The sequence below is a fragment of the Methanobacterium sp. genome (assembly GCA_030017655.1).
Lineage (GTDB): Archaea > Methanobacteriota > Methanobacteria > Methanobacteriales > Methanobacteriaceae > Methanobacterium_D.
Window position 1 is genome coordinate 1 of sequence record JASEIM010000035.1, and the last position, 12593, is coordinate 12593.

Here is a 12593-nt window from a genome sequence, read left to right on the forward strand (position 1 = left end):
TCCGGGAAAATTCTGGTAATTCCCGCAGGAAAAGGGTCAACAGTCGGTTCATATGTAATATTTCAAATGGCCAAAAACAAAACCGCCCCTCTGGCAATAATATCCCTGAAAGCAGAGCCTATAATTGCAACGGGAGCCATTATGGCCGGAATACCAATGGTTGATCAGCCTGATGCCGATATTTTAAATATTCTTAAAGAAGGAGATTTTGTGGAAGTAGATGCTGATTCTGGAATTATTAAACTTCTAAAACGCCAGAATGACTAAATGTTTATTTAAATTAAATAAAAATAAAATAAAGTTTATATTATTCTATATATTCTCTCTGGCCTGATGACTTTACATATTCTCCTATAGCTCCACCAATAGCTGCAAGAACTCCGCATATTATTATAGCAATGACTGTAAATAATATTACAACCAGAGCACCTATTGCTCCTACAGCAATTCCTAATTCGGCCAGCAGCAGAGCTATTAAGGCCGCAGCAATTCCCACTCCAAAGAGAGTAAGAATTCCAATTAGCAGACCTCCAAAAGCACCCGCAATAGCCCCATTTATTGTACTACTTTCAAATTCATCATTAATCAAATATGCAGTTATAAAACCAGCTATTATTGGCCCTAAAAAGAATAGTGGGGAAAACACGAGAGCCAGAACTATAGTTAACGCTGCAGTTATTACTGCACCCATTACAACAGAAGTCCAGTCAGTCATTTTTCTCTCACCTCCAAATATGAAATATTTGGGGCCGCCGAACACTTTGTGTTCGGGCCATGAAAATCGTAGATTTTCAATGGTTCAGAAAAAACCTACAGTTTTTCTTCAACCTCATACTTGAGTCAGTGTTATTATATATTTAATTATTAAAATAATTTTTCAATAAAAAAATCTGATTTAAATAAATATTCAACTATTTAGTGGCCTTAAAATTATTTTAGATAGAAAAATAACCATAAAATAGCATTAAATTTATCCCATTCCACTGTAAACCAATTTGCCCATATTATAACATCATGCTCCAAAGCCAAAAAAAATTTAATTTAACTGTTTTTAGGACAAATTCTTAAAATAATTTTCATTCAATAAATTTTTACATTTAACTTCTAAATACTGGTATTACACTCTGAATGTGTTGAAGTTTAAAAAAATAAGAAAAATGATAAAAAAAGATTTAATTGGTGTCTTTAATTGATATAGTTGTAATCCATGATTTTAAAGTTATAAATAGATTATATTGTTGTTTATCCTTATGCCATCTGTTCTCTAACAAGGATTCCGATAACACCTCCTATAGCTCCAATAACTCCAGATACTATGAGCCCTATGATTACTCCTATTATACCAACTAGTGCTCCACCTGCACCTAATAACGCTCCTAATGCTACTATAGCTAATATTCCAACTACCAAGCCACTCACAATACCTACAAGTGCTCCATGGATTGCACCGTTCATGTAATCTCCACCAACAGTATATCCTACATATATTGTTGCTAAAAGATAGGCTATAGTACTTCCCCATGATCCAATTATCATTTGAAGGATAATCCCCAATATTATTGAAATCACTATACCAATTATTACTGGCGTCCATTTTACTTCGACCATTTTTTCACCTCCCTTTATGTAATTATTCATTAATTGAGCGCTCTTATTAATATATTTTTCTTTCTAATCCCATATTAAGGAAAATATCTTATAAAATATAGCTAATAATATAAAATTTAAAATAAATTTAATTATAATGTATAATTTTTAAAATTTTGGCACTGAATGATGTATTTATATAAAAAATAGGTCATTAATTCAATATGGACTTAAATCCATGTAACTTTTAATTATCAAAATAAAGAGAATAATTAACTTTATAGCTCATTTTTAGTTAATTTAGACCCAATAGCGCCCCCTACAGCACCAATGATAATATCTACAAATATTATGAGTGTTATACTCAAAAATGAGGATGTTATAACTAAAAATCCTCCAACAATCAATAAAATTATTATTGAAACAATCCCTCCAAGGATTCCAATAAGACCACCGTGAATAATTCCGTTTTTAATGTCCTTATTTACTAAATAACCTACAATTATCCCTGTTACTATTAAACTGATATATGAACCCGTATTTCCAATTACTGCATTCAAAATAACGGCGATTATTACTGCTATAACAAAGCCAATTATTGAGATTTTCCAGTTGATCATCTTCTTTTTCTCCTGTAAATTATTATTCGGCGAATGGTGATTAATTAATTTATTATATCTTTTTAATAGTTAGTATGCCTTATAAATCAATGGATTTAAGAATTAGTGATAATTTATTTTTAGATGATTCAAATTGGCCTTAAAAGATGGAACAGCTTGTTTAAAAAAATTAAAAAAATAATTAGTTATACCCTTCTTCCAGTTACCAGCGAGCCTATAGCCCCACCAATTGTGCCTAAAATGATATCAACTATCCATGCGACTATTAAAGCTACGCCTATAACTGAAGGAGCTAAACCTTCCATGGAAATTCCTAAAAGTCCCAATATAAGTGCAATAATTCCACCTAAAAGACCCGCTACTGCTCCGTGAACTGCTCCGTTCATTATGTCTCCGCCGACCATATATCCAACCACTAAACCGGCGATTATCACTGCAATCATTGGCCCATATAGTGGGGAGAATAAACCGAAAATGAATGCTAGTACAATGGCTATAACTGCCCCGACGATTATTGCAGTCCAATTAACCTCTACTGCCATTTTTTTCACCTCCTCTTTTTATTACTTTATTGTATATTTTTATTACTATATTTAAATATTTTCCTTTAACCTCGTAAAATTCAGTTAAAATCTATTAAATGAATGAAAACAAAATAAAAAACAATTTGCAATAAATCCAAACAAATTCCAGTTAGTTAAGTGAAACTATAAAAAAAATAAATTTAATTAACAAAATTTAAAAAATAATTTTGAATTCTGTGCCTTTTGAAGTATTAACTTCAATTTTTCCATCAAGCTGTTTAACAAGTTTATTAACCAGTCTTAAACCAGATGTATCAGCTTTTTCAATATTAATCTCTTCCTTAAAACCAATTCCATCATCCCATACTGTTAAAACTGTATTGTTATTATCTGAATGGAATTTAATACATATTTGACCTTTTCTTTCATCTGGAAAGGCATGTTTTAGAGAATTAGTTACAATTTCATTAATAATAAGTCCACAAGGGATAGCAACGTCAATATCCAGAGGTATCCCTTCAACATCCATTTTAAATGAAATTAAATTAGAATCAACTCCATAAAAATCAAATAAATAGTCTGTTAATTCCCGTATATAACATGCAAAATCAATCATTGCAAAGTCCTCTGATTGATAAAGTTTTTCATTAATTAATTCAACTGCCTTTGCCCTGTTTTGAATCTCCTGATTAAAATCCTTAGGTTTTTTTTGACCGTTTTGGAAGTATTCAGCGTCGATTATGCTTATAATTGTTTGTAAGCTGTTTTGAATTCTTTCTTGAATCTCATCAAGTAAAATCTTTTTTTCTTCCAGTGAAGCTCTGATCTCTTCTTCTGCCAATTTACGTTCGTTTATTTCTCTTCTAAGCTTTTTATTTGCCTCTTTAAGTCCCAATGTACGTTTTTCCACCAGTTCTTCAAGATGATCTCTGTGTTTTATTAACTCTTCCTCTGTAGCTTTACGCTCTATTGCATAAAATATGGAACGAGCAAGTAATTTTCCATCAACTTCTCCTTTCATGAGATAATCCTGAGCTCCCTGATGTACTGCTTCAATAGCCGTTTCTTCATCAGATTCTCCACTTAATATTACGATGGGTAAGTTAGATTTACCATTTCGTGCTTTGATGAATGTATCAAGCCCAGTGTTATCCGGTAAGTTTAGATCCAAAAGTAAAACATCAAATCCATCATTTTCAATGCATTTTAGGCCTTTATCAAGTCTTTCTACATGAGTAAATTCAAAATTGAAATGTCTTACTTCTTTAAGCATTTCCTGTATCAATCGGACATCCCTTATATTATCTTCAATTATTAAAATTCTGGTAGGATTACCCATCTAAACATACACCCCGATAATATTGCTTAAATTTAATTAATATTGAATAATATACTCCTTATAACTTTACCTCTTCTGCTTGTTCTAAATAATAATTAAATAAACGATTACCCCACTCTATTGCCTCTTTATCTTCGCTTATTAGATATTTATGAAGATCATAGATTCCATCTACCGAAAACAGCCCAAGGGCAAGGAAATTATCTGCAACTGTAAATGACAGTTTTATATCTTCTATTTTCCATAACTTGAAATCTTTCTCTAAAAGCGCCTTTTTAAGATTTTCACGGCCTTTTATCTCTATCCATTTTTCTAAAACTTCTTCTGTTAACATAAGCTGCAGCGAACTTTTTTCAAGTATTTCTTCAAACATCTCTATCTTTTGAGGAAGAAGAACTGAAGATATGTATTTCACTTCATTTGCCTTTGACAATAGTTCTGCATGAACTGTTTGAGGTTTCATTACATCTGTAGGGGTTGATTCCACTACAAATGAATTATTAAGACTTCCAATTCTTTCAAGTAAATATTCAGGTATTGCCTCTATTTCGTGTTTTAAAAGTATCTTTTCAAGTTCTCCTAAGGATGTGGATGCTTTAATAAGGTTAGTAAGGTTTAGAGCAACAATTTTTCCAGTTTGAGAAAGAGAATATCCCCCTGACTTCTTTAAAATGAGATTTCTTTCTTCAAGCTGGCTCATTCCATGTAAAATTGTGGAAGAATTCAGATTGGTTTTATCTTTAAGATCCCCTAAATTTTTCGATCCCTCATTTAAAACAATAATAATCTTCGTTCTAACATCAGAAGCCGTAAGGAACTTTAAATCATCCCTAACTTTTTCATAAAGCTTTAAAATATTTGAAGACATTCTTTTACCCTTTAAATTAAATAAATAGATGTTATAACATGTTATATTGAATTTAATCCCCTAATTTCTTCCCCAATCTCTTAAATTCCATTATTTTCTCAATTAAAATCATGAATTATCTAATTTTCTGTTACATAAACAGATCACCAGTAAACATGTCGAGATATCAAACACACTCACTCATTTTTTGTTTTTTGTACTTATTATTTTTTATGATATGATTCTTGAAATAATTTTATGAAAACCCCGAGAGAATAATGCTTCAGCCTATTTGCTCATTAAAACTCTAAATCCGATATTATGTATTTTGGATAGAAAATATACCTTTTAGACTTTTCGCTAAAATAAATACCAATTTAAGTAAAAAAACTTATTTAAATCATTAAACCTTTAAAAACATTCATTTACGAAATAAGTTTTATTTCAGATAATAAATTCTAATTAAAGCTTTTTTAACCTAACAAAATGATGAATTTCATTTATCTAAAAAAATATTGATTTTATAAGATAAATAAAAAAATACATCTTTAACATTGTTCCATATAGTATTAATCTAAATTTAAGGAAGGCCATAAAATGACATACACCCTTATCTATAACGGAACGCTAATTGATGGTAATGGAAATAAACCTCTTTCTAACGCTGCTATTTTAATTAAAGATAATCAAATAGTCGATGTAGGAACTGAAGATTCTATTTCTCTGCCAGATGCTGAAATAAAAAATATAGATGTTAACGGCATGTTCATTTTACCCGGATTTATAGATACCCATGTTCATATAATGGCAAATGGGTTTAAAATGGAAGATACCATGTATAATCCGCTCTCTTTTTACTTTTATAGAGGGGCAGAAAATATGCGCCGAACAATTGATGCTGGTGTAACCACAGTTCGGGATGCAGGACTTGCAGACGTCGGCGTTAAAATGGCAGTTGAACAGGGATTAATTGTAGGTCCAAGGCTGCTTATTAGTGTTATGCCGCTTTCTATAAGCGGAGGTCATTTTGATCTCTGGCTAAATTCCGGATTTGACATGAAAATATCATATCCCGGCCTTCCTGAAAGCATCTGCGACGGAGAAGAAGAAGTACGTAAAAGAGTTAGAGAAATACTTCGTGCTGGAGCCGATTTCATCAAGGTAATGGTTACTGGCGGAGTTATGAGCGCGAACGATGGCCCAGAACATACGCAATTCACAGTTGAAGAATTAAAAGTCATGGTTCAAGAAGGAAAGTTTCATGATAATGTTAAAGTAATGGCCCATGGACATGGGGCTGAAGGTATTAAAAATGCCCTTAAAGCAGGTGTTTACTCCATAGAGCACGGTACTTATCTGGATGATGAAGCAATCCAGATGATGGTTGATCAGGGAACCTATCTTATTCCAACATGTGTGGTTATAAAATACAACAAAAAATTCGCAGAATCAGGGGATTTACCTGAATACAGCAGGGAACAGGCCATTGAAATTGTAGATGTACACGATAAAAACATTAGAAAGGCCCATGAAGCTGGTGTTCGAATTGTTATGGGTACAGATTGCGGGGTTGTACCTCATGGACTTAATTTAGAAGAATTAGGATTTTTATGCGATATTGGAATGAGTCCGGAAGAAGCAATTATGGCCGGGACAAAAAATGCTGCAGAATGCCTCAAAGCCGATGATAAGATCGGTACTATTGAAAAAGGTAAATTAGCAGACATCATAATCAGTAAAAAAGATCCAATTGCCCATATTAAATCTCTTGGAAATCCAGATAATGTTGTGCTGGTAATGAAAGAAGGTAAAATCCTTAAAGACCTTAGAACTTAAAAGATACGAGGGAAGACAATGGCAAATAAGGCCAAAAAAGCCGAAATCAAAGTTTCAGGGATGAGCTGTGCTACATGTGCTTTGAATATTGAGAAAAGCCTGAAAAACGTTGAGGGCGTGGATGAAGCAAAGGTAAATTTTGGAACCGAACGGGCAACAGTAGAATACAATCCAGAAAAAGTTAAACTCTCTGAACTCGAAAATGCCGTGGAAACTGCAGGTTATGGAGTTATAAATGAAAAAGTCGTTATTAAAATTGGTGGAATGACCTGTGCAATGTGTGTAAAAGCCATTGAAGATGGACTTGGAAGGCTTGATGGAATCAGCAGCGTAAATGTTAATTTAAGTTCCGAAAAAGCTTATGTTAATTACAATCCAAGAATGGTAACTGTTGAAGACATGAAAAACACCATTGAAGACATTGGATACCAGTATCTTGGAATTGAAGGAGAGGAAACAGAAGATCTGGAAGAAAAAGTGCGAATTCAGGACCTAAAGGATAAAAGAAACAGGATGATTGTGGGATTTGGTGTTTCTATTCCTCTTCTGTTAATTATGTTTTTCAATGTTCCTCTTCCGATCCATATGCCTTATTTCATGCTTATAGTTTCAATTATACCATTTATTTACGTTAGTTATCCAATATTCACCGCTGCTTATCGTGCGATTAAAAATAGGGCCTTAAACATGGACGTAATGTATTCAATGGGAATTGGGGTTGCATTTGCTTCCAGCATCCTTGGAACATTCAACATAGTACTTACACCAGAATTCATGTTTTATGAAACTGCTTTAATGCTTGCAGCGTTCTTAACACTGGGCCGATACCTTGAAACACGGGCAATTGGCCGTACATCAACTGCAATTAAAAAATTAGTGGGATTACAGCCAAAAACAGCTGCTGTTATTCGTGAAAATAGAGAAACTGAAATTCCAATTGAAGATGTACAGATAGATGATATTGTTATTGTAAAACCCGGTGAAAAAATTCCTACAGACGGCGAAGTCATTGAAGGGGAAAGTTATGTTGATGAATCTGTAATTACTGGTGAATCTATTCCAGTCATCAAAAATAAGGGTAAATCAGTTATTGGTGGAACTTTTAATCAGAATGGAGTCCTAAAATTTAAAACCACAAAAGTTGGGAAAGATACAGTGCTTTCCCAAATAATTAAACTTGTTGAGGATGCTCAGGGTTCAAGGCCTCCTGTTGAGCGTATTGCTGATAAGGCTGTTACTTATTTCATTCCAACAGTTCTAACCATTGCAATTATTGCTTTTTCAATCTGGTATTTTGTTTATGGAAGTACTTTGCTTCTTGCTTTAACTGTTTTGATTTCTATTCTGGTAATTGCATGTCCATGTGCTCTTGGGCTTGCAACCCCAACTGCAGTGACAGTTGGTATTGGAAGAGGTGCAGAGCTGGGTATTTTAATAAAAGACGGATCAGCACTTGAAACTTCCGAAAAGATCACATCAATATTATTTGATAAAACAGGGACACTTACAAAAGGAAAACCAGAAGTTACAGACATTATAAGTGCAGGATCTGAATCTGCAAATCTATTAAAATATACTGCAAGTGTTGAAAGGAATTCACAACATCCCCTTGCTAAGGCAATTGTTAAAAAAGCTCAGGAAGAAGGAATTAATCCTTTAGAAGGTAAAAATTTCGACACTTTGGGGGGAAAAGGCGTATTTGGAACAATTGATGGGCAGAAAATCCTTGTGGGAAACAGGGCACTTCTTAAGGATAAAAACATAGAAATTACCGATGAAGAGGAGGCTCAAATACTGAAACTTGAAAACGAAGGGAAAACCGCCATTCTCGTAGCAATCAATAACCAGTTTAGCGGTATAATTGCTGTTGCTGACACACTAAAAGAAACAACAAAATCTGCAATTGATGAACTTAAAAAGATGAAAATTAGAGTCTTTATGATTACAGGAGATAATGAAAGGACAGCCTATGCAATTGCAAATCAGGTGGGGATTGAAAATGTTCTTGCCGAAGTACTACCTCAAGACAAAGCATTTGAAGTTAAAAAGCTTCAAGATAATGGTGAAATAGTCGCATTTGTTGGTGACGGGATAAATGACGCCCCTGCACTTGCCCAGTCAGATGTTGGAATCGCCATAGGTAGCGGTACTGATGTTGCAATTGAAAGCGGGAAAATTGTGCTTATTAAAGATGATTTGATGGATGCAGTCTCTGGAATTCAGCTCAGTAAAAAGGTGATGTCACGGATTAAACAAAATTTATTCTGGGCCTTTGCATATAACAGCGCATTAATTCCAGTTGCTGCTGGAATATTATACTCAGTAAATATAACTTTTAGACCAGAATATGCTGCCTTTGCAATGGCCATGAGTTCTGTTACTATTGTTAGTCTCTCTTTGATGCTTAAAGGTTATGTTCCCCCTGCAAAGAAGATGAATCTTAACAAATAATAATATTTATTTTCATTAAAAATCATAATTTAACTGAGGTTAAAGGAATTATTTCCGGAACTTCGAAGATTTTTGAGGATTTGTGAGGTGAAAATCATGGCAGTAGATCCTGTATGTAAAATGGAAGTGAATGAAGATAATCCAAAATATGAAAGCGAATATAAAGGAAAAAAATACTATTTCTGTGCTCCCGCATGTAAAAAAATGTTTGATGAAAATCCAGAAGAATATACAGAAAAATAACACAAATCTTCTTTTATTAACAATTTTTAGGGTTTTTATGGTGATTCGATGGCAGATATTAAAATCGATGTTAAAGGCGAAACATGTCCTGTACCCCTGGTTGAAGTTCGCAAAGCGTTGCGAAAAGCTTCCCCTGGTGATATAGTGGAAGTTACAGGGACACATTCGGCTTCCAAAAAAGAAATACCTATGGCTGTTGAAGCTTTAGGTCTGGAATTAATGGATATCACCGAAGAAGACGGAATATGGAAAATTAAAATCCGGAGATAGGTGTTAAAATGATGGAAAAAGCCACTATTATTGTCCATAGTGGGGATATGGACAAAATATACAGCGCACTTATCATAGCTAACGGTGCGCTCTCTATGGGAATGGAAGCATCCCTTTACTTCACTTTCTGGGGGCTTCAACGGCTTCAAAAAGGAGGATTGGAAAAGGGTTCGCTGTCTAAGATGAACATGATGGGTCTTGGTAAACAGATGATTAAAAGCAGGATGGAAAAAGCCAACGTAGTATCTTTAGAAAAACTCATGAAAGATTTTAAGGAACTGGGCGGTAAGATCATAGCTTGTGAGATGACCATGGAAATTATGGGAGTTAAAAAAGAAGATCTAAGGCAGGATCTAATCGATGATTATGGTGCCGTGGGTACCTATATAAATGAAGCTCGCGATTCAAAAATAACCCTGTTCATTTAGGTGAAATTTATGTTCGATAAATATACATACCTTGATAATTCATCAATGACACGGATCGATGATGCTGTCTTTGAAGAGATGAAAAAATATTTCCTGGAGAAATATGCCGTTGCAACTTCTGATTTTGGATATTCTATGGGCGTTGAAGCTCGAGAAGCGCTGGAAAAGAGCAGAGAAACTATTGCAAGAGCTTTTGGAGCATCAAAAGAAGAATTTATTTTCACTTCAGGCAGTGCAGAATCCAGTAACATGGCACTAAAAGGAGTGGCTCTTGCTCTTGGCGACAAAAAAGGTAAACATATCATAATATCTAAAATTGAAGACTTTCCCGTTTTAAACAGCGCCAAATCACTGGAAAAACAGGGTTTTAAAGTATCCTATCTGGATGTTGATGAATATGGACTTGTTGATCCAGAGATTTTAAAGGATACAATAACCGATGAAACCATTCTAGTTTCCATACAGCATGCAAACCAGGAAATTGGAACTTTACAAGATATTGAAGCAATTGGAAAGATTTGTAATGAAAAAGGAGTTATATTCCACACTGATGCTACACATACATTTACCAAAATACCTATTGATGTGAATAAAGTACATGTAGATTTGATTTCTGCCGAAGCATATACATTACACGGCCCTAATGGTATAGGGGGCATATACATCCGTAAGGGTACAAGGATTGCAAAATGGCTTGACGGCGGATTTCAGGAATTTAACAAACGAGGCGGAGTTGAAAATGTGCCGGGGGCTGTTGGTTTTGCAAAGGCTGTTGAATTAGTTACTAAAGAGGAAAATAAACGAATACAAGGGATTCGGGATCATTTAATTGATAGAATTCTGGATGAAGTGCCGCAATCTATTTTAAACGGTCATCGAACAAAGAGAATCCCCCAAAATGCCAATATTACTTTTCAGTATGTTGAAGGCGAGTCCATTACATTGCATCTTGATATGCGTGGTTTTGCAGTAAGCACAGGATCTTCCTGTTTTAGCCGTACATTAGAAGCAAGTCATGTGATAATGGCTGCAAGTGGAGATTCAGAGAGGGCACATGGATCCATAAGGTTTACTTTCGGGCGTTTTAATACTATGGAAGATGCGGATGCAGTAGCAGATGCCGTAGTTAATGTAGTGGAGAATTTAAGGAAAATAAGTCCGTTAGGCAGACAATAAATCATTTATTTTTTATCTTAGCGATCACTGTGCAAGGGGCACTATCAATTCCCTTTATTTGCCATGGGACAACTATTACTTTTTCAATTGAATCTGGATTTTCAATATTTTCAAAGTTCATATCTTCAACTAAAAGTAGTGGTTTCCCAAACTCTTTATTTTCCATAAAAGCGTTTATATGTGCTTTTTTTTCTTCTTCCGGTCTCTGGAAACTGTAGATTGAAACACAATCTATTCCGATACATCTAACTTCAGGATAATTTTTTCTAATCCAGTAAACCAGATCGGGTTCAATTCCAGGATTAAAAGTTAAATAAGTTTCAGGATCACTTTCCCGATACTTACCAAACCCTGTGCGAAAAAATATGCAGTCTTTACTTTTTAAATCCAGTCCAGATATTTCTTCAAGCGTTATAAGTTCATTTTGCTTTTTGGGAATTTCCAAAATTAATGGATTATTGAAAACAAACTCATCAGGTTTATAATCAGATATTATTTTGCCCCCTTCCAAAAAATGGCCCGGAGCATCTATATGCGTTCCGCTGTGGTTTTCAACATTTATTATAAAACTATTATAACCTCCTCCTTTTGAAATTTGACTGTTAGGAATTATTTCAGGCTCTTTTAAGCCAATATGAACCGGCGAATTTCCTTCAAGCATGTAAGAAAGTGTGATGTATTTCATTTTTTTCACCTTGTAATCTAATTTTATACTTTTTAATAATGTCAGTAATTTAATTTAAGTTTTTAAACCATTGACTCATCGGCGGTTAATAATCGATCTTAATAATAATCATCTATTATCAGACCATTATAATCATTTATTCTCTTATTTAGAAATATAGTAGCTGAAAAATCAATTTTTTAAATGGTAAATAATAATACTTAATAATTATATAAAATTAATTAATAAAATTAAGGAGGGCGAATTTATGGAAATGTTTCTGGCACATATGACCCACTCTGCAGAATCTTGCTATTTATTCAATGATAAACGAAGAGCAGAATTAAAAGGATTGGCAAGCAACAAAGAAGAAATGGCTAAAAAACACGAAGTTACGGTAATAGCTGCAGTTTATCCCCCATTAGAACATGAAATCTACTATCTTGTTGAAGCACCATCCCATAAAGCTGTAGAGAGATATTTAAAAGCAATTGGCTTTGCAATGTATAACAAAATTAAAATTAAATACGTCGAATCCATGGAAATCGCTTTAGAAAGATTATAAATATCTAAAATCCAAAATCATTAATCATCAGCATGACATAAAG

15 protein-coding genes are annotated in these 12593 nt (G+C 33.8%); 8 read left to right on the top strand and 7 right to left on the bottom strand.

The window, feature by feature from the left end; translation table 11 throughout:
• The coding region (locus tag QMD61_10760; protein ID MDI6725114.1) for a DUF126 domain-containing protein at positions 1-267 on the top strand (267 nt) is incomplete at its 5' end.
• Between the two features lie 40 nt (positions 268-307).
• On the opposite strand, the gene QMD61_10765 is transcribed toward QMD61_10760, so the two are convergent.
• The 6 genes from QMD61_10765 to QMD61_10790 all read right to left on the bottom strand — a co-directional run bounded on the left by QMD61_10765 (position 308) and on the right by QMD61_10790 (position 4938).
• Positions 308-715 (bottom strand): DUF5518 domain-containing protein, encoded by a 408-nt coding sequence (locus QMD61_10765; GenBank protein ID MDI6725115.1) that lies wholly within the window; start codon positions 713-715, stop codon positions 308-310.
• Positions 716-1248: 533 nt separating this feature from the next.
• Complete coding sequence (locus QMD61_10770; protein ID MDI6725116.1) at positions 1249-1608, bottom strand: DUF5518 domain-containing protein; 360 nt, start codon at positions 1606-1608, stop codon at positions 1249-1251.
• Between the two features lie 257 nt (positions 1609-1865).
• Positions 1866-2207, bottom strand: coding sequence for a DUF5518 domain-containing protein (locus QMD61_10775; GenBank protein MDI6725117.1), 342 nt, complete (start codon positions 2205-2207; stop codon positions 1866-1868).
• 185 nt (positions 2208-2392) lie between these two features.
• Positions 2393-2749, bottom strand: a complete 357-nt coding sequence (locus QMD61_10780) for a DUF5518 domain-containing protein (protein ID MDI6725118.1) — start codon at positions 2747-2749, stop codon at positions 2393-2395.
• 196 nt (positions 2750-2945) lie between these two features.
• Positions 2946-4070, bottom strand: a complete 1125-nt coding sequence (locus QMD61_10785; GenBank protein ID MDI6725119.1) for a response regulator — start codon at positions 4068-4070, stop codon at positions 2946-2948.
• A gap of 58 nt (positions 4071-4128) precedes the next feature.
• The gene (locus tag QMD61_10790; protein MDI6725120.1) at positions 4129-4938 is read right to left on the bottom strand and encodes a DUF1724 domain-containing protein; all 810 of its coding nucleotides are present in this window, start codon (positions 4936-4938) and stop codon (positions 4129-4131) included.
• A gap of 576 nt (positions 4939-5514) precedes the next feature.
• Between QMD61_10790 and QMD61_10795 the strand changes: the two genes are divergently transcribed.
• From QMD61_10795 to QMD61_10820, 6 genes are all read left to right on the top strand, one after another.
• A complete protein-coding gene (locus QMD61_10795) occupies positions 5515-6753 on the top strand; it encodes an amidohydrolase family protein (protein ID MDI6725121.1) in 1239 nt (412 codons plus the stop codon).
• 18 nt (positions 6754-6771) lie between these two features.
• Entirely contained in the window at positions 6772-9204 is a 2433-nt protein-coding gene (locus QMD61_10800) for a heavy metal translocating P-type ATPase (protein MDI6725122.1), read from the top strand.
• A 96-nt stretch (positions 9205-9300) separates the two neighbouring features.
• A complete protein-coding gene (locus tag QMD61_10805) occupies positions 9301-9447 on the top strand; it encodes a YHS domain-containing protein (protein MDI6725123.1) in 147 nt (48 codons plus the stop codon).
• Positions 9448-9495: 48 nt separating this feature from the next.
• Positions 9496-9717 (top strand): sulfurtransferase TusA family protein, encoded by a 222-nt coding sequence (locus tag QMD61_10810; GenBank protein ID MDI6725124.1) that lies wholly within the window; start codon positions 9496-9498, stop codon positions 9715-9717.
• Between the two features lie 8 nt (positions 9718-9725).
• Positions 9726-10145, top strand: coding sequence for a DsrE/DsrF/DrsH-like family protein (locus QMD61_10815; protein MDI6725125.1), 420 nt, complete (start codon positions 9726-9728; stop codon positions 10143-10145).
• A gap of 9 nt (positions 10146-10154) precedes the next feature.
• On the top strand, positions 10155-11321 hold the full coding sequence (locus QMD61_10820) for a cysteine desulfurase family protein (GenBank protein MDI6725126.1): 1167 nt from the start codon (positions 10155-10157) through the stop codon (positions 11319-11321).
• A gap of 1 nt (position 11322) precedes the next feature.
• On the opposite strand, the gene QMD61_10825 is transcribed toward QMD61_10820, so the two are convergent.
• Positions 11323-12006 (bottom strand): cyclase family protein, encoded by a 684-nt coding sequence (locus QMD61_10825; GenBank protein MDI6725127.1) that lies wholly within the window; start codon positions 12004-12006, stop codon positions 11323-11325.
• 247 nt (positions 12007-12253) lie between these two features.
• Between QMD61_10825 and QMD61_10830 the strand changes: the two genes are divergently transcribed.
• Positions 12254-12550, top strand: coding sequence for a hypothetical protein (locus tag QMD61_10830; GenBank protein MDI6725128.1), 297 nt, complete (start codon positions 12254-12256; stop codon positions 12548-12550).
• The last annotated feature ends 43 nt before the right edge of the window (positions 12551-12593 follow it).

Excerpts from the sequence above, each read along its gene's own strand:
- QMD61_10765 (MDI6725115.1), bottom strand. The coding sequence starts at position 715 with ATGACTGACTGGACTTCTGTTGTAATGGGTGCAGTAATAACTGCAGCG.
- QMD61_10770 (MDI6725116.1), bottom strand. The coding sequence starts at position 1,608 with ATGGTCGAAGTAAAATGGACGCCAGTAATAATTGGTATAGTGATTTCA.
- QMD61_10775 (MDI6725117.1), bottom strand. The coding sequence starts at position 2,207 with ATGATCAACTGGAAAATCTCAATAATTGGCTTTGTTATAGCAGTAATA.
- QMD61_10780 (MDI6725118.1), bottom strand. The coding sequence starts at position 2,749 with ATGGCAGTAGAGGTTAATTGGACTGCAATAATCGTCGGGGCAGTTATA.
- QMD61_10785 (MDI6725119.1), bottom strand. The coding sequence starts at position 4,070 with ATGGGTAATCCTACCAGAATTTTAATAATTGAAGATAATATAAGGGAT.
- QMD61_10790 (MDI6725120.1), bottom strand. The coding sequence starts at position 4,938 with ATGTCTTCAAATATTTTAAAGCTTTATGAAAAAGTTAGGGATGATTTA.
- QMD61_10795 (MDI6725121.1), top strand. The coding sequence starts at position 5,515 with ATGACATACACCCTTATCTATAACGGAACGCTAATTGATGGTAATGGA.
- QMD61_10800 (MDI6725122.1), top strand. The coding sequence starts at position 6,772 with ATGGCAAATAAGGCCAAAAAAGCCGAAATCAAAGTTTCAGGGATGAGC.
- QMD61_10805 (MDI6725123.1), top strand. The coding sequence starts at position 9,301 with ATGGCAGTAGATCCTGTATGTAAAATGGAAGTGAATGAAGATAATCCA.
- QMD61_10810 (MDI6725124.1), top strand. The coding sequence starts at position 9,496 with ATGGCAGATATTAAAATCGATGTTAAAGGCGAAACATGTCCTGTACCC.
- QMD61_10815 (MDI6725125.1), top strand. The coding sequence starts at position 9,726 with ATGATGGAAAAAGCCACTATTATTGTCCATAGTGGGGATATGGACAAA.
- QMD61_10820 (MDI6725126.1), top strand. The coding sequence starts at position 10,155 with ATGTTCGATAAATATACATACCTTGATAATTCATCAATGACACGGATC.
- QMD61_10825 (MDI6725127.1), bottom strand. The coding sequence starts at position 12,006 with ATGAAATACATCACACTTTCTTACATGCTTGAAGGAAATTCGCCGGTT.
- QMD61_10830 (MDI6725128.1), top strand. The coding sequence starts at position 12,254 with ATGGAAATGTTTCTGGCACATATGACCCACTCTGCAGAATCTTGCTAT.